This window comes from Rhodococcus sp. p52, assembly GCF_000763325.2.
Classification (GTDB): Bacteria; Actinomycetota; Actinomycetes; order Mycobacteriales; family Mycobacteriaceae; genus Rhodococcus; species Rhodococcus pyridinivorans.
Genome location: NZ_CP016819.1, coordinates 3692771 through 3708917 on the forward strand (window position 1 = coordinate 3692771; position 16147 = coordinate 3708917).

Annotated in this window: 17 protein-coding genes and 1 pseudogene; 8 read left to right on the forward strand and 10 right to left on the reverse strand. The window is 66.7% G+C overall.

Annotation, left to right across the window (positions count from 1 at the left end; genetic code table 11):
* Positions 1–125: 125 nt before the first annotated feature.
* Complete coding sequence (locus IM25_RS17040) at positions 126–1454, forward strand: PucR family transcriptional regulator (RefSeq protein WP_065996184.1); 1329 nt, start codon at positions 126–128, stop codon at positions 1452–1454.
* A gap of 7 nt (positions 1455–1461) precedes the next feature.
* On the opposite strand, the gene IM25_RS26470 is transcribed toward IM25_RS17040, so the two are convergent.
* Positions 1462–1623, reverse strand: a complete 162-nt coding sequence (locus IM25_RS26470; protein WP_198162502.1) for a hypothetical protein — start codon at positions 1621–1623, stop codon at positions 1462–1464.
* Between the two features lie 23 nt (positions 1624–1646).
* Entirely contained in the window at positions 1647–1775 is a 129-nt protein-coding gene (locus IM25_RS27385) for a hypothetical protein (RefSeq protein WP_257785273.1), read from the reverse strand.
* Between the two features lie 488 nt (positions 1776–2263).
* Between IM25_RS27385 and IM25_RS17050 the strand changes: the two genes are divergently transcribed.
* The gene (locus IM25_RS17050) at positions 2264–2617 is read left to right on the forward strand and encodes a Zn-ribbon domain-containing OB-fold protein (RefSeq protein WP_006551994.1); all 354 of its coding nucleotides are present in this window, start codon (positions 2264–2266) and stop codon (positions 2615–2617) included.
* 10 nt (positions 2618–2627) lie between these two features.
* Here IM25_RS17050 and IM25_RS17055 read toward each other — a convergent pair whose 3' ends face one another.
* Positions 2628–3038 carry a RidA family protein gene (locus IM25_RS17055; protein ID WP_033096669.1) on the reverse strand — a complete coding sequence of 137 codons (411 nt, stop codon included), beginning with the start codon at positions 3036–3038 and terminating at the stop codon, positions 2628–2630.
* A gap of 80 nt (positions 3039–3118) precedes the next feature.
* Between IM25_RS17055 and IM25_RS17060 the strand changes: the two genes are divergently transcribed.
* Complete coding sequence (locus IM25_RS17060; protein WP_033096670.1) at positions 3119–3490, forward strand: winged helix-turn-helix transcriptional regulator; 372 nt, start codon at positions 3119–3121, stop codon at positions 3488–3490.
* Positions 3491–3495: 5 nt separating this feature from the next.
* Here IM25_RS17060 and IM25_RS27645 read toward each other — a convergent pair whose 3' ends face one another.
* The 3 genes and pseudogenes from IM25_RS27645 to IM25_RS17065 form a co-directional block, all read right to left on the reverse strand.
* On the reverse strand, positions 3496–3732 hold the full coding sequence (locus IM25_RS27645; protein WP_306672643.1) for a nucleotidyltransferase family protein: 237 nt from the start codon (positions 3730–3732) through the stop codon (positions 3496–3498).
* Positions 3699–3836, reverse strand: a pseudogene (locus IM25_RS27495) (hypothetical protein); the annotation flags it as partial. The pseudogene IM25_RS27495 and the gene IM25_RS27645, both read right to left, overlap by 34 nt.
* Before the next feature lie 36 nt (positions 3837–3872).
* Positions 3873–4136 carry a GlsB/YeaQ/YmgE family stress response membrane protein gene (locus IM25_RS17065; RefSeq protein WP_033096671.1) on the reverse strand — a complete coding sequence of 88 codons (264 nt, stop codon included), beginning with the start codon at positions 4134–4136 and terminating at the stop codon, positions 3873–3875.
* Between the two features lie 193 nt (positions 4137–4329).
* Between IM25_RS17065 and IM25_RS17070 the strand changes: the two genes are divergently transcribed.
* The 4 genes from IM25_RS17070 to IM25_RS26480 all read left to right on the forward strand — a co-directional run bounded on the left by IM25_RS17070 (position 4330) and on the right by IM25_RS26480 (position 6932).
* A complete protein-coding gene (locus IM25_RS17070) occupies positions 4330–5703 on the forward strand; it encodes a cytochrome P450 (protein WP_033096672.1) in 1374 nt (457 codons plus the stop codon).
* Between the two features lie 62 nt (positions 5704–5765).
* Positions 5766–6242, forward strand: a complete 477-nt coding sequence (locus IM25_RS17075; protein WP_052039976.1) for an SRPBCC family protein — start codon at positions 5766–5768, stop codon at positions 6240–6242.
* A gap of 115 nt (positions 6243–6357) precedes the next feature.
* Positions 6358–6498: a hypothetical protein gene (locus IM25_RS26475; RefSeq protein ID WP_198162503.1), complete on the forward strand. Its 141-nt coding sequence runs from the start codon at positions 6358–6360 to the stop codon at positions 6496–6498.
* Between the two features lie 194 nt (positions 6499–6692).
* A complete protein-coding gene (locus IM25_RS26480; RefSeq protein WP_331712091.1) occupies positions 6693–6932 on the forward strand; it encodes an aromatic-ring hydroxylase C-terminal domain-containing protein in 240 nt (79 codons plus the stop codon).
* Positions 6933–7059: 127 nt separating this feature from the next.
* Here IM25_RS26480 and IM25_RS17085 read toward each other — a convergent pair whose 3' ends face one another.
* The 4 genes from IM25_RS17085 to IM25_RS17105 form a co-directional block, all read right to left on the reverse strand.
* Positions 7060–8547, reverse strand: a complete 1488-nt coding sequence (locus tag IM25_RS17085) for an NAD-dependent succinate-semialdehyde dehydrogenase (protein WP_052039977.1) — start codon at positions 8545–8547, stop codon at positions 7060–7062.
* Positions 8544–11552, reverse strand: a complete 3009-nt coding sequence (locus tag IM25_RS17090) for an FAD-binding and (Fe-S)-binding domain-containing protein (protein ID WP_232333344.1) — start codon at positions 11550–11552, stop codon at positions 8544–8546. The genes IM25_RS17085 and IM25_RS17090 overlap by 4 nt, the downstream gene beginning before the upstream one ends.
* 273 nt (positions 11553–11825) lie before the next feature.
* Positions 11826–13304: an aldehyde dehydrogenase family protein gene (locus IM25_RS17095; RefSeq protein ID WP_033096674.1), complete on the reverse strand. Its 1479-nt coding sequence runs from the start codon at positions 13302–13304 to the stop codon at positions 11826–11828.
* A gap of 332 nt (positions 13305–13636) precedes the next feature.
* Entirely contained in the window at positions 13637–14542 is a 906-nt protein-coding gene (locus tag IM25_RS17105) for a LysR substrate-binding domain-containing protein (protein ID WP_033096676.1), read from the reverse strand.
* A gap of 99 nt (positions 14543–14641) precedes the next feature.
* On the opposite strand from IM25_RS17105, the gene mqo reads away from it, so the two are divergent.
* Positions 14642–16147 (forward strand): malate dehydrogenase (quinone), encoded by a 1506-nt coding sequence (gene mqo, locus IM25_RS17110; protein ID WP_065996185.1) that lies wholly within the window; start codon positions 14642–14644, stop codon positions 16145–16147.

A 16147-nucleotide genomic window follows, 5' to 3' on the forward strand; every position in this document is an offset into this window, starting at 1 on the left:
TGATCGTTGCCCGAGGGACGCCCCGATCCGCGGTGGCGGCCCGTCCCGAGCCGTTACGGTCGAGGCGGTGCGCTCGGCAAGGCAGTGCACTCGGACAGACGCCGTAGCCTCCGGAATCGGACACGATGAATCCTCACGAGATCGGACAGGACACCCACAGCGTGGGCGATCCCGGACCTGCCACGCGTGCCTTGATCGAGGCGGTCGCCGACCTGTCGACGACGCGGCACGCCGAGATCACGCAGTACATGACCGAGCGGATCTCGGCCGAGATCGAGGCGGTGTCCACCGACCGCCACCCCCGCCGCTCCCTCGCCCAGGCCGCGGAGGAAGGCGTCGCAGCCATGACCCGGTTCCTGCGGGACGACCTCGAGGAGATCGAGATCCCGGCGGCGTCCTACTCGCTGGTGCGCATGCTGGCCCGACAGGGATTCCCCGTCTCGGTGGTCGACCGCAGCAACCGGCTCGCGCAGGACAGCATCATGCGCTGGTGCCTCGAGGTGCTGGCCGGACTCAGCGACGACGCCGCGGCAGTGATGCAGGCGGGCGTGGAGATCCTGATGAAACTCTCCGCGGGGATCGACGGGGTGTCGCAGAAGCTGCTCGGGGTCTACGAGACCGAGCGCGATACCTGGCTGCTCAACCGCAACGCCTCGCGGACCGCCCGCATCCAGGACATCCTGGCCGGACGACCGATCGAGGTGGGGGACGCCGAGCGCACCCTCGGCTACCGGCTCGGCCAGCGCCACCTCGGGGTGATCGTCTGGACGGACGATATCGAGGTGGTCGGTGGGGACCGGTCCGGCACCGAATGGAACGGTCTCGAGCAGGCAGTGACGACTCTGGCCGAACATCTCGGGCGGGGAGGTCGGGTGCTGTTCGAGCAGTTCGACGAGTACACCGCCTGGGCATGGATCCCGCTCGGCACGGTCGATCGCATCGACCCGAGGGGACTGTCCGGGATCGTCGCGGCATGGCAGCGACCTGTCGGTGTCGCCGTCGGCGCGCCGCAGGAGGGGATCGACGGTTTCGTCCGCACCCATCGGCAGGCGGCGCAGGCGCGGGAGGTGGCTCTGACATCGGCGCTGCCGGGTCCGCGTCTCGTCTCGATCGACGAGGTCGGCGCGGTCGCGTTGATGTGCACGAATCTCGAGTGGGCCCGCGGCTGGGTGGGGGATGTGCTCGGTCGCCTCGCCGCCGACGATCCCGCTGCCGCGCAACTGCGGCACACGCTGCGGGAATTCCTTTCCAGCGGAGGGAGTTTCGTCGCCACAGCGGAAAGACTACATCTGCACCGGAATTCGGTCGCCTACCGGATCAGCAAGGCGGAGGAGCAGATCGGGCACAGTGTCCGCGAGTGTCGGCTCGACCTCGAGAACGCGCTGGCGCTGTGCCACTGGCTCGGCGCCGCCGTGCTCGCCCCCGATTCGGAGATTCCGCCCGCGTCCGGCTGACTGCGCGTCAGCGGGAGCCGGGCACGGTGCTGCGAACGAACCGTCCGATCTCGCCGATCGCGCGGGCTCCTTCGGGTAGCAGATCCGCGGCGGCCTGGAATATGTGCCCCTGCCGGTCCCAGACCTGCAGATCGCACGCCATACCGACGTCGGCGAGACGGTCGGCCATCGACTCCGCGTCCACAAGAACAATTAGTGCGAGCCGACCTGGATGAGAGTGGGCGGCATGCCCGACGTATCCGCGTCGGCGGGGCAGATCCGCCCCGACTCCTGGCGACGTCCTGCAAGGCCGGCCAGCGCTTCGAGTGCGTTGCCGGGCAACAGCGCGCAGTGTGCGGCGTTGGAGTGACCGAGCTTGCGGGCGAGTCGACCCGGCGAATCGGGTGCCGCTGTCTTCCACGTGAAGGACGAACGTCCCTCGGTTCATCGGTGCGGCTGCACACTGTTTCGGTAGTGGTTCGGGCTGCGCGCACAGTGTCCGCGCGTGGCACTGGGTGCCGGTGCGAGCTGGAACACGTCGAAGTAGGGAAGATCTGCAGGTAGGGAGGTTGCTACCGGCGCTTGTCCAAGTGACATCCGGTGGCCCGAACGACCCGAAAGCCCCTGTCGACCGACCCGGCATTGTGCGCTGCGACCAGCGAACCCCCACGATCTGTGTGCTCGCGTACCGATGGAAAAGGTCCCGAGCCGACCTACCTTCGAATAGGGGGCCGATGATCGGAGCCACGTCATCGGCCCGTCGGGGTCCCGCCCCCCCTACGACGGACCGCTTCGTGGCTCGGACATTTTCCGTTGACGGAAGGACTGCGATGGCGCCCCACGCGACGCAGAACTGCATGACGATCCTGCGCTGCGGAAGCTGCACGACGCTTCACGCTCCGGAGACAGCGTGCTGCTCCTCCTGCGGCGGCGCGAACCTCGAGTCCGCCCGCTGCTCCGGCACCGGCTCGATCGTGTCCTGGAAGGTCGTCGAACCGCTCGACGACGGCGCGCAGGACGACAGCGCGGTCACCCTCGCGATCGTCGAACTCGACGACGGGCCATGGCTCTACTCGAAGATCGAAGGATCGTTCCCCGACTGCGCCGAGGCCCGGGTGCGGGTCGCGTTCCGGTCCACTGCGGGTGACGACGGATTCCCCGTCTTCGGGATCTGCGCGGCCTGATCTACGACGCTCATCCCTCGAGAACCGCGGTGGCTTCGATCTCCACGAGCACGACAGGTTCGTAGAGCGCCGCGACACCGATCAGCGATGCCGGCGGCATCGGATCGGGCAGATCGATCTCCTGCGCGACGGCCTGCACACCGGCCATGAACTGTCCGATCCTCTCGGGATGCCAGTCTGTGACGTAGAACGTCAGGCGCACGACATCGCGGAAGGTCGCGTCGGCTCCGTCCAAGCCTCGTGCGACGTTGCGCAGCGCTTGGGCCACCTGACCGGCCAGCTCGGTAGGAATCGGTGAGCCGTCCGGCATGTATGCGACCTGTCCGGCGAGATGGACCTGTCGCGTGCCGGTGGAGACTGCGACGTGGTGGTAAGGAGCGTTCGGCAGCGTGCCTTCGGGGCTGAACAGGGTGACGGACACGGAGTTCTCCTGGGGTCGGAACCAAATGGTATCCGAGTTATACTTGGTATCCGGAAGTCACTTCAACGAAACCAGGTTTCATGTCGGATACCGCTGACCACGATCTGCTCGCCGTCGCCGCCCACCGGGAACTGTTGGGGCACATCCTCGACAAGTGGTCCTTGAGCGTGCTCACCGAATTGTGCGAGGCTCCGCGCCGCTTCAACGAGCTGCGGCGCGCCGTTCCCGAGGTCACGCAGAAATCCCTGACGACCACGTTGCGCAGACTCGAACGCAACGGAATCGTCGAACGCCGGGTGGTGAACACCCGTCCCGTCGCGGTCGAATACCGCATCACGGCACTGGGGAAGACGGTGCGCGAACCGATCGACGCTCTGTTGATGTGGGCGTCGACGAATCTTCCCCGCATCGAGGAAGCGCGACGCAGATTCGACGAGGATCTCGGCGAATGAGGATGTCAGCGCTCGGGCCACGGTTCGACGACCAATCGAGGCCATTCCACCTGCCATCGTCGGGCTTTCGCTTCGTACACGTTGCGAGGTGCCAGCACCGGATTCGGGCGGAGCGCCATCCCGAACAGGTCGTCGAAACCGTGCGGAGCGTAGACCCGTAGTCCCGGATGCCGGCCTGCCGGTCGCGGCCGTCGAGAAAGTTCCAGACCGACTGGAAGACTCCGCCCGCGGTGAGATACCAGTCTCCGATGCCGAGTTCACCCGCCCGGTCCAGGACGACCCGGCACACCGGATTTCCGGGAACGATGTCGAGCAGTCGCTGCTCGGTTGCGGGGCGTGAGGTCACTCGGGCATCGTCTCTCGTCGCGGGATACCGATAGCGCTAGGCCTGACGCGACCGGGACTTCCAGGCCGACCAGGCAGCGGTCACGATGATCGCGCCGGCGAGGGGGCCGATGATCCCGCTGGGGCGTAATTCGAGTCCGTCACCTGCGAGAAGGCTGATGAGCAGACCGCCGATGAACGAACCCCCGACGCCCGCGACCAACGCGAGAGTCCAGTCGATCCCGGTCCCGGACCTGCCCACGACGAGCTGTGCCACCGCGCCGACGAGCAGCCCGAACAGAATAATCCCGATGATCAACATTGCGCGAGTACAAGTGGACATCCTCACGCGGACACCGCTTTACGTCTCGAGAGTGCAATTCGAGATCCGGTCTTCCCGCGGGTCAAACTGTTGTTACATGCGAGCCTGCCCTTCGAGTTCAGCAAGGTTGCGGTTGCGCAATGACTCGGTAGTGGGTCTGGTGTGACCGTCCGAGGCGGACCACACTCGGAGAATGGCCAGGACAAGCGCACAGGCCCAGGATTTTCCGATTGCGCCCGACGTGCCGATGCATTTGATCGACCGCATCCGGGCACTCCGACATCTCGATACCGGTCCCGAGAAATTCCGTGACGCAGGCGGGCCGGTCACCCTCGTACATATCGGTCCTGCCCGGTGGGCGCCGACCTTCGCTATCGTCACCTCACCGCAGGGCGCCCACGATGTTCTCGGCGGTTCCGACGGTTCCTTCGACAAGGAAATGACCGTCCACGTCGAGGGACGGGTGTGGGTCGGCGACAATCTCTTCAATCTTCCTCACGATTCGTGGGTGCCGCACCGTCGTGCGTTGCAGCCTTTGTTCACCAAGAAGCACGTAGCGGTCTACGCCGACCGGATCGCCGAGGTCGCCGACACGATGGCGGCAGAGTGGAGCGAGGGCGGGTCGATCGATCTCGACACCGAAACCCGGCGACTCACCCTGCGTGTCCTTGGCCGGTCACTCTTCGGAACGGATCTCAGCGAGAGATCCGAAGCTGTCGGAGTTCCACTCGGACAGGTGGTGCAATTCGTGGGACGACGTGCCCTGCAACCGATACGAACCCCGACATGGCTGCCGACACGTGCCCGTCATCGTTTCCGTGTTTCGTTGGCTGTTGTCACCGAAACGCTCGACGAGGCGATGGACGCCGCGCGGAGCGGTGCTGGCAATGGCGCCGAATTGATCAAGCTGTTCTTCGAGCTCACCGATCCGGTCACTGGCAGAGCGTTCAGCGACGAGAAGATCCGTGACGAGTTGCTCGCGTTTCTCTTCGCGGGTCACGACACCACCGCGACCACTCTCGCCTACAGCTTGTGGCAGCTCGGCCGCAATCGCGAGATGCAGGAGCGGGTGGCGCGGGAGGCTGCAGCCATCGGAGACCGCCTGTTGCGCGCGAGCGATATCGGGGATCTGCCCTACACCGTCCAGATAGTCCATGAGTCACTGAGGATGTGTCCGCCCGCAGCGACGGCCGCGCGAATGGCAATGCGCGACGTGGAGGTCGACGGTTACCGTATCCCTGCCGGGACGAACACGATCGTCGGCACCTACGCGCTCCACCATGATCCGTCGCTCTGGGACGAGCCCGAGAAATTCGACCCGGATCGGTTCGCCCCCGGGCAATCGGTAGAGAGGTCGCGGTGGCAGTATCTGCCGTTCGGTGGTGGCCCACGCACCTGCATCGGAGATCATTTCGCCATGCTCGAAGCAATCCTGGGCCTCGCCAGTGTGGTGCGAAAACTCGAGGTGGAATCCCTTCACGACGATTCTCCGGTGAAGACGCCGTTCACCTTGGTCGCGGCCGGACCCGTGCCCGCGCGTGTGGGGACCAGAGCCGTCACTGCGTAGTCGTCGGCAAGGGCAGGCGGGCAGGCAGGTGCGTCGCGCCGCACTGATCGGGACAGGGCAGGATGGTGGCCATGCAGACCACACCCCTGACCTTCGAGTCCTCCGTTGTCGTTTCCGCCACCCCCGACGAGGTGTACGCCCTCGTCTCCGACGTCACCCGCACGGGTGAATGGTCGCCCGTCTGCGCGGAGTGCTGGTGGGACGAAGGGCAGGGCCCCGAGGTCGGTTCCTTCTTCACCGGCCGGAACGTCACCCCAGAACGCACCTGGGAGGCCCGGTCGAAGGTCGTCGTCGCCTCCCCGGGCCGCGAATTCGCATGGTCGGTCGGCCCGGGCCTCGTGCGCTGGAGCTACGTCATCAAGCCCGCGGACGCCGGCACGGAACTCACGGAGACCTGGGAGTTCACCGAAGCCGGGCAGGAATTCTTCCACGAGAAGTTGGGGGCGGAGGCACCTGCCCGGATCGCCGCGCGGGAGCAGGCCGCCCGCAGCGGAATTCCGGCGACCCTGGACGCGATCAAGCGCATCATCGAGGGCTGACCCGGGACGCTCGTCGATCATCGAGGGATCGCCGGGCGCTTCCTTGCCGAGGGGCGAACGGAGAACACCGCGACCTTCGGGTGCACCAGGCTCGGTACGTGGTGGGCGCAGTGTCGTGCGCTGCGAGGCCGGGATCGGATTCGAGGGGTCGGCTGCGACACGTAGCAGCCTGATCGCCGAAGTGCGGGTCACCGAGGAACTCCCCCCCGGCGGACTGGGTGTCGGCCTGGGCATCCAGAAGGCCGATTCGCGCTAGGAGGCCCTGCGCGATCTGATCGACGAGGTGCTCCGCGTCGACGATGCCGGCTCACCGATCGCGGCGTTGATCTCCGGCCTCGACGTCGCCTACGACCTCGGTGAGGGACACCCGCTGCTGGGACGACGCATGCCGAATCTCGACGTCATTGCAGAGGAGAAGCCGGTGCGAGTGTTCGGGCTCGCCCACTTCTGTTGCAATTCGACGGTCCACCAATCGATTCCGGGCATCGTCCTGAATGCGTCGACCTCGTGTGGGCGCGTTACGACGCCGCTTGGGGATTGTCGTTGCTCGGTGAGGGGGACGCGCCGTCGGCTGTGCTCGTGCGCCCGTACGGGCACGTGGCATGGGTGGGGGGCTCGACGGACGGTCTCGACGCCGCGCTCGCGAAGTGGTGCGGCACTGCGGCCGGCCGAGCAGGAACCGTTGCGTGAACAGGTGATTCCTGAGCTACGCGGGTAGGCCGTACCGACCTTGCGCTGAACAGGGCTTCGCGCGCGTTACAGTTGCGTCGAAACACGGTTCGGCGCGCAAGGATCGGCGGCGCAGTGAGACCATGCGTCACCGACGAGGAACAGCGACGTACTTGACCTCGAGGAACTCGTCGATACCGATGGTGCTTCCCTCACGTCCGAGACCCGATGCCTTGATGCCGCCGAACGGTGCCGCGGGGTTGGACACGATGCCGGTGTTCAGCCCGACCATGCCGACCTCGAGCGCTTCGCTGACACGGAAACTGCGGTCGACATCCTGGGTGAAGATGTATCCGGCCAGTCCCCAGGGCGTGTTGTTGGCGATCTCGACGACCTCGTCCTCGGTATCGAAGACGACGATGGGCGCGACCGGCCCGAAGATCTCCTCGCTCATCAACGCGGCGTCCTTCGACACGTCGGCGAGGACGGTGGGTGGGTAGAAGTAGCCGGGTCCCTCGGGCCGGCTGCCGCCACACACCACGCGCGCTCCACGTTCGACGGCATCGGCGACGAGACGTTCCACCTTCGTCAGAGCCTTCTCCTCGACCAGCGGACCGACTTGGGTGCCCTCGACCAGGCCCTCCCCGACGGCGAGGGCATCCATACGGGCAGCGAGCTTCTCGGTGAACCGATCGGCGACCGCGCGGTGCACGAAGATGCGGTTCGCGGCGGTGCAGGCCTCACCCATGTTGCGCATCTTCGCGGCGAGCGCGCCGTCGACGGCCCGGTCGAGATCGGCGTCCTCGAACACGATGAGCGGGGCATTTCCGCCCAGCTCCATCGAGCTGCGCATCACGTGCTGGGATGCCTGTTCGAGCAGCCGGATGCCCACCGCGGTCGAACCGGTGAAACTGATCTTGCGTGCGATACCGCTGGACATCCAGGTCGAGACGACCTCCCCGGGTGCGGTGGTGGGCACGACGTTCAGCACACCCTTGGGCACACCGGCCTCGACGAGCACGTCGACCAGGGCCAGCGAGGTCAACGGCGTCAGCTCCGAGGGTTTGAAGACGATGGTGCATCCGGCTGCGATGGCGGGTCCGATCTTGCGGGTACCCATGGCGAGCGGGAAGTTCCACGGCGTGACGAGGACGCACGGTCCCACCGGCTCCTTGGACACCAGGATGCGGGTCGCGCCGTCGCCGGTGCTGGTCACATCGCCGCCGATGCGGACGGCTTCCTCGGAGAACCACCGGAAGAACTCCGCGGCGTAGGCGACCTCGCCCTTCGCCTCGGCGAAGGGTTTGCCCATCTCGGTGGTCATGATGGTCGCGAACTCGTCCTGCCGTTCCAGGATGAGCTCGTAGGCCCGGCGAAGGATCACGCTGCGTTCGCGCGGAGCGGTCTTCGCCCAGTGCTTCTGCACGCGAGCACAGGTCTCGACGGCACGCCGGGCGTCGTCGGCGTTGCCGTTCGCGACGGTCGCGATGACCTCCTCGGTCGCCGGGGCGACGACCTCGAATCGTTCGCCGGTGGTCGACTCGACCCACTCACCGTCGATGAACAATTCTGTGCTGACGCGGGACACTGCGTCGGAGACGCCTACCCGTGTCCCGACGATCGTTGCATCGGTCATGCGCTTTCCTCCTCGGAGATGGCGTTGTTCATCGACATTCGTGGCCCGGGGTCGAGAAGTTCTGCGAGATGTTGCCCCGGGGCGGACACGTCGATCTGCGCAACCTGCATCGCGCATGAGAAGCCGTCGGTGATCACCGCGGAGTCGTCGTCGGCCGCGCGCAGTGCCGGGGCGAGGGAGGTCTCGGCGACTTTCATGCTGATGTCGTGGTGTTGTTTCTCGAATCCGAAGTTTCCTGCCACGCCGCAGCATCCGACTGCGTCGCGGACGTCGTCGACTCCCGCTGCGGTCAGGATCCGGCGATGGCTTCCGGCGCCGAACACGGAGTACTCGTGGCAATGGGTCTGCAGCACTATCTCGTTCGGTAGCGGTTGTGCAGGGGCGGGGGTCCAGCCGTTGCGCACCATGGTGTCCAGATAGGACGCGAAGCTGTGGACCCGTGCGGCGACGCGACGCGCAGCCTCGGTGGGCACCAGCTCGGGCAGGTCCTTGCGCAGGGCGGCGGCGCAACTCGGCTCGACGACGACGATCGGCCGGTCGGTGCCGTCGTCCAGTGTGCGGGCGGCGTGGGAGAGCTTCTTCTTCGCGGTGTCGAGCTGGCCGGTGGAGATCCACGTCAGTCCGCAGCACGCGTCTGCGGAGCAGCTCATCACCTGCTGATCCGCCGAGGCGAGCACGCGGGCGGCGGCACCGGCGACCTCCGGCCGCAACCCGCGAGTGAAGGTGTCGACGAACAGCACCACCGGCGTCGAACCGGACCGGCCACGTAGTGCGCCGCGCACGGCCTTCTTCCAGGCCCGCCGGGAGGCGAAGGGCGGAAATACCCGGTCGGGGGAAATACCGCCGAGTGCGGCGGCGCGCTTGGCGAGAGAAGTGCGCAGGACCGTGTTGACCAGCGGTGCTGCCAACCCCGTGAGGCGGAGCCAGCGTGGCAGCCACCCCAGCGAATAGTGCGACACCGGTCGTCGTGTGCTGTCGTAGTAGTGCGAGAAGAACTCGGATTTGTAGGTGGCCATGTCGACGCCGGCCGGGCAGTCGGTCGAGCAGGCCTTGCACGACAGGCACAGATCGAGTGCCTCACGCACTTCCTCGGATTTCCACCCTTGCTCGATTGTGCGGGCGCCGCGCACCATCTCCTGCAGGACCCGGGCCCGGCCCCGAGTGGAGTCCTTCTCGTCGCGGGTCGCGCGGTAGCTCGGGCACATCACGCCACCGGAGTCGGCCCGGCATCGTCCGACGCCGATGCAGCCCTGGACGGCGTGCACCCACGGGGCGGGGGTGTGTTGCGGCCGCGCGCCGTCGGGACGGACCGCCTCGATCGGGTGCAGGTCGTAGTGGGTACGCCAGGTGCGTTCGGGAACGTCCGCCAACGCCAGATCGTCATCGATCCGCGCCGGGTCGGTCAGCGATCCCGGGTTCAGGATGCCTTGCGGGTCCCAGATCGTGCGGAAGGCGCGGAATGCGCTCATCATCCGCGCGGAGTACATCACCGGCAGCAGTTCCGAGCGGGCACGGCCGTCGCCGTGTTCTCCGGAGAGCGATCCGCCGTGACGGACCACCAGCCGCGCGGCCTCGTGCGTGAACTCGCGGAAGACCTGTCGGCCTTCCTCGGTGCGCAGGTCGTAGGTGATGCGGATGTGCATGCAGCCGGCGCCGAAGTGCCCGTACATCACGCCCTGCAGACCGTGCCGGTCGAGCAGTGCGCGGAAGTCCTGGAGGTAATCGGCGAGGTTCTCCGGCGCGACAGCGGAATCCTCCCAGCCCGGCCAGGATTCGCCGCCGGATGCCAGGCGGGAGGACAGTCCGGCGCCGTCCTCGCGCACCCGCCACAGGGAAGCACGCTCGGTGGTGTCGGCCGCGACGCGGCCGTCGACGAGGCGGCCGTTCCGGCGAAGTTTGTCGAGCAGTGCGTCGGCGGCCGCGGCCACGGAGTCCGGGTCGTCACCGTCCAGGTCGACGTAGAGCCAGGCGTTTCCCACCGGGAGTCCGAGGACGGAGTTCTCGCCCCGACGCAGCCGCATGGTCTCGACGATCGCCGCGTCGACACCCTCGACTGCCGCAGGCGAGAACTCCAGGATGGTTCCGATGTCGCGGGCCGCGTCGACGACATCGTCGTAGCCGAGGCAGACCAGCAACGCGCTGGACGGGCGGGGAACCAGCTCGACGCGGGCACCGACGATCACCGCGCAGGTTCCCTCGGATCCGACGAGCGCACGGGCGACGTCGAACCGCTTCTCCGGCAACAGATGATCGAGGTGGTAACCCGAGCCCTGCCGTTGGATCCTCCCGAGTTCGGTGCGGAACTCGAACAGGTGCTCGCCTGCCAGCGCGGTGAGCTCGGCGTCGAGCTGCTGCGCGCGCGCCGCAGCGGCCGCGTCGTCGGGATCGGTGGCACGCAGACCTTGCTGCGCCGCGGTGAGCCGGAACCCGTCGGCGGTGACGAGGTCGATCTCGTGGACGTGATCGGACATGCGGCCGTAGCGCACCGAGTGGTTGCCGCAGGCGTCGTTGCCCAGCGCGCCACCGACCGTGGCCCGGTTCTTCGAGGAGGGATCGGGGGCGAAGGTCGTCCGGCCCGAGGACGCGTCCTCGGCCACCCGCGTGAGGGTCGCGAGCACGACGCCCGGTTCGACGTCGGCGACACCGGCCGTCTCGTCGATCTCGAGGATGCGGTTCATGTGCCGGGAGAAGTCGACGATCACACCGGGGCCGACGGCATTGCCCGCCATCGAGGTCCCGCCCCCTCGGCTGACCAACGGAATCCCGGTGTCGCCGCAGACGGTCACCACCGCCACGACGTCGTCCACCGACCGAGGAAAGACCACGGCCGAAGGTGGCACCCGGTAGTTGGAGGCGTCGTAAGAGTACTCGGCCCGTCGACGCGTGGAGGTGTCGACCGGGACGCCCAGTGTCCGGAGTCTGTCGGCGAGGACGCGAATCCGGACGTCCTCGTCCGTGCAGGAGACGCTGGGGCGCTGTCCTATGTCGAGCTGGTCGTCGTTCATCGCGTGCGCCGCGTCAGGATCGGGGACCGCAGAGAATATGGGCGCGTCGGTTCGGGAACTCCATCGGCCGCCTCCGGGTTTGTAGGATTGTCAACAATCCTGCCATGAACGGAGCCTACAAAGAGGAGGCAGCGAACGCAACGTCACGCCGGCCCGGGCGTTCTCACCGTCAACCGAGGAGGCTTCTGTGACAGCTTGCCGTCTGCACCCCGAGGCTGGGCAGGGTGCAGACGGCAGAATGCTGTATCGGAGTCGGAGGGCGCTGCGGCGTGCCTACACCAGCCGAGTCACGCCGATGGTGTGATCTGTGGTGAACTCCTCGATCGCCCACTCGCCGTTGAATCGTCCGAGACCGGAGTTGCGTTCGCCACCGAATGCCACGTGTGCCTCGTCCTGAACGGTCATCTCGTTGATGAACGTCATGCCCGCCTCGACCCGATGCGCGAACTGCAGTCCCCGGTCGATGTTCTGCGTGAAGACCGCGCTGGACAGACCGAATTCGTGGTCGTTGGCCAGTTCGAGGGCGTGTGCTTCGCCATCGGCGCGTAGGACCGCGACCATCGGGCCGAAGATCTCCTCGCGGGCGATCTCCATATCGGACGTGACGTCGACGAACACGTGCGGAGGCACGACCCGGCCGTCGATCTCCCCACCGAGCGCAACGCGTGCTCCGGCGTCCCGGGCCTGCTCGATCTTCTCCTCGAGGCCCTTCAACTGCGAATCGTTGATGACGGGCCCGACCAAAGTGCCGTCTGCGGACGGATCGCCGTAGGACACGGCCTGCGCGGCTCGGGTGAACCGATCGAGGAAATCGTCGTACACCGGCGCCTGCACGATGATGCGATTCACGGCCATGCAGATCTGTCCGGAATGCAGGAACGACCCGGTCACCGCTGCCTCGACGGCCGCGTCGAGATCGGCGTCGTCGAGGACCACCAGGGGTGCGTTGCCGCCCAACTCGAGTGCCACCTTCTTGAGGTGCTTACCGCCGGTGGCGACCGCACCGACCTGCTTGCCGACCGGTGTCGAGCCGGTGAAGGAGATCAACCGCGGGACGGGATGCTCGACGAAAGCACCGCCGATCTCAGAACCGGAGCCGATCACCACCGACAACACTCCCGCCGGGAGGCCTGCTTCCTCGAAGATCCGCGCGATCAACAGGCCGCCGGTCACCGGAGTGTCCGAGGCCGGCTTGATCACCGCGGCATTGCCCAACGCCAACGCCGGTGCCACCGATCGCTGCGACAGGTGCAGCGGGAAATTCCACGGGCTGATCACCCCGACCACTCCGATGGGCTTTCGGTACACCCGCATCTCACGGTTCGGGGTGTTCGAATCGAAGATCGATCCGTGGACCCGGGACGGGAACGACGCCGCCTCCTGCGTGATGCCGATGGCCAGGGAGACCTCGGTATCGGCCTTGATCCGCGTCGAGCCGGACTCGGCGACCAGCCAGTCGATGATCTCGGCTCGGCGCTGCTCGAGGATCTGTGCGGCGCGACGCAGGACCGTGGCGCGCTCGGCGGGAGCGGTCGCGGCCCACTCGGTCTGTGCTGCCCGGGCAGCGGTGTAGGCGGCGTCGACGTCCTGGGCGGAAGCGAGGCGGATCGTCGCGACCACGCTGTCGTCGAACGGGTTGGTGTCGGTCAGGACGCGGTCGGAGCGTCCCTCGCGCCACTGCCCATCGATGAACTGGGAGGCGACCGGCTGCCCGGCGAACGTGGCACTGGAACCGAGATCTGTTGTTGTCATGGAGAACTCCTCGACGGTAGGTAGGTCAGGGAAAAGCGACGACGGGCTCGAAGGTCGATGCGTTTACCGAATCGTCGAATGTGGTGTTGATCTGTTCGAACAAATAGGCTCCCCCTGCCGGTCTGGATGCCGGAGTCCGCACGATGTCCTCGTATCCGAGAACTGCCGACAGCGGCGTCGGATAACACTCGTTGCGGGCGATCGCATCTGTGTGGCATACCCCGCCGGCGACCATTCGAACCCGGACTTGCGCCTTGTCGGGACCGGCGACGCAGGAGATGGCGCACGGCTCGCGAAGCTGTGCGCCATGTCTTGCGTTCGATGGACGATACCTACGAATCGAGCCGGCGACCGTCGAATCTATCGGCGTGCCCGGCGATGTGAGCGTGCAGTCGCGCGACCGCCGGGGACGGCGTCCTCGTCCCGGTCGTCAATCCGATGGTGCGATTCGCGATTCCGGCGACCGGCACGGTGACGATTCCGGGCACAGGCGTTTCCGAGCGAGGCAGCAGTGCGACACCGAGGCCCTGGGCGACCAGTGCCCGGATCGTTTCGAACTCGCTGATCTCGAACGCGATGTACGGTTCGAATCCTGCTTCGTCGCAAGCTGATTCGAGTTCTCTGCGGATGTGATAGTCGGGTGGGCTGGCGATGAAGTGATCGTCCGCGAGATCGCGCAGGTCGAGGCGGGCACGGCCGGCGAGTCTATGGCTGCTCGGGAGGTGGAGCAACAGTCGCTGTTGCGCGAGCACGGTGACCGGCAGATCCTCCGGTGGAGGGATGATGACGGCGAGATCGAGCCGGCCGTCGCGAACCATCTCCGCGAGCTCTTCACCGTGTGCCTGGACCAGATGCAACCGGACGCCGGGGGCCAGTCGGTGGAACTCGGCCAGCAACGACGGGATGCTCACCGGCCCGAGGGTGAGCGGGAACCCGAAGCGGACGAGGCCGTGGTCGGGATCGGCGTGCTCACGCACCGTGGTGATCGCACCGTCGAGTTCGCGGACCAGATGCCGGGTGCGTTCGTGCAACTCCCTCCCGGCAGTCGTCAGCACGACCCCTCGCCCGGACTGCTGGAACAACGTCACACCCACTGCCTTCTCGAGTGCCCGGATGCGGCGACTGACGGAAGACTGGGGAACGTCGAGCAGATCCGCCGCGCGCGTGATGTGACCTTCGCGCGCCGCGGCGTCGAAGGCGACGAGCAGTGGGGCGACCATTGCGGTCTCGGACGTCATATACCAATCCACATCTGCATGGTAATACCTGCGAAATCTCATTGGACGGATGAATCGGGAAGAGGCACGCTGAAGATCGACAACGGCGAAAGCAGGTGAATGATGGTGAATCGGAAGCACTCTGCCGACGGACCACAGCACGACGACCACGAGTGCGACGCCGTCCTGATCGGCGGCGGCATCATGTCGGCAACACTGGGTGCACTGCTGACACGGCTCGAACCCGCTCGGTCGATCCTCGTCCTGGAACGACTCGACGAGGTCGCGGCCGAGAGCAGCGCCCCGTGGAACAACGCCGGCACCGGCCACGCGGGCCTCTGCGAACTGAACTACATGCCCGATCCTGAGGATTCGACCCGGGCCGAGGAGATCGGCCGACAGTTCCGGATCTCACGGCAGTTCTGGGAGTCCCTCGACGAGCCGGACGAGACGACGTTCGTGAACGCGACACCGCACATGAACGTCGTCTTCGGCGAACGCGATGTGGACTATCTACGTCGGCGGCACGCCACCTTGCAACGCTCGCTGCTGTTCTCCGCCATGGAGTACAGCGAGGACCCCGACACGATCGTCCGGTGGGCACCGCTGGTGATGGGCGGTCGCTCCGGATCCGAACCGATCGCGGCCACGCACTACGAGGCAGGCACCGACGTCGACTTCGGTGCCCTGACCCACCGACTGCTGTCGGACGCGCGTCGTCGTGGCGTCGAGCTTCGTACCGGGCACGAGGTCACACGACTGCGCCGCACCACCGACGGGAGGTGGACGGTCTCGGGACGCACGACGACGGGACGGTTTTCGGTCCGATCCCGGTTCGTGTTCGTCGGCGCCGGCGGGGACGCCCTGAAACTCTTGCAGAAGGCCCGCATCCCGGAGGTGCGAGGTTTTGCCGTCTTTCCCATCGGCGCGCAGTTCCTCCGCACCGGTAATCCCGACGTGGTGTCCCAACATGCGGCGAAGGTCTACAGCCAGGCCGACGTGGGCGCACCACCGATGTCCGTGCCGCATCTCGACAAGCGGATCGTCGACGGACGCGAGTCGCTGATGTTCGGCCCGTACGCCACGTTCAGCACCAGGTTGCTCAAACACGGCCGGCTCACCGATCTGTTCACCACCCTGCGCCCACACAACATCGCCCCGTTGGTGGCGGTGGGCCTGCAGAATCTGTCGCTGGTGCGCTATCTCGTCGGCCAACTGCTCGCGTCCCGCGCGCGGAAATTCCGGCAGCTGCAGCGATTCTGTCCCGAGGCACAGCAGTCCGACTGGGAGTTGATCGACGCGGGGCAACGAGCCCAGCTCGTCAAACCCGATCGTCGCAGGGTCGGCGTCCTGACCTTCGGCACCGAGGTCGTGGCGAGCGCGGACGGCAGCATCGCCGGGTTGCTCGGGGCGTCGCCCGGCGCCTCGATCGCTCCATCGGCGATCGTCGAGCTGCTGAGCACGTGTTTCCCGGATGACGTGGCGCGGTGGCGACCGGTGCTCGAACGGATGATGCCCGACCTGTATCGGGAGACCGAAACGACCTCGCGCGCCGAACCGGGCCTCGCCCGCGCTACAGCAGCGGCGAGAAACGGTTCGGCGCGCAAGGATCCGAGCGCCTCGTAG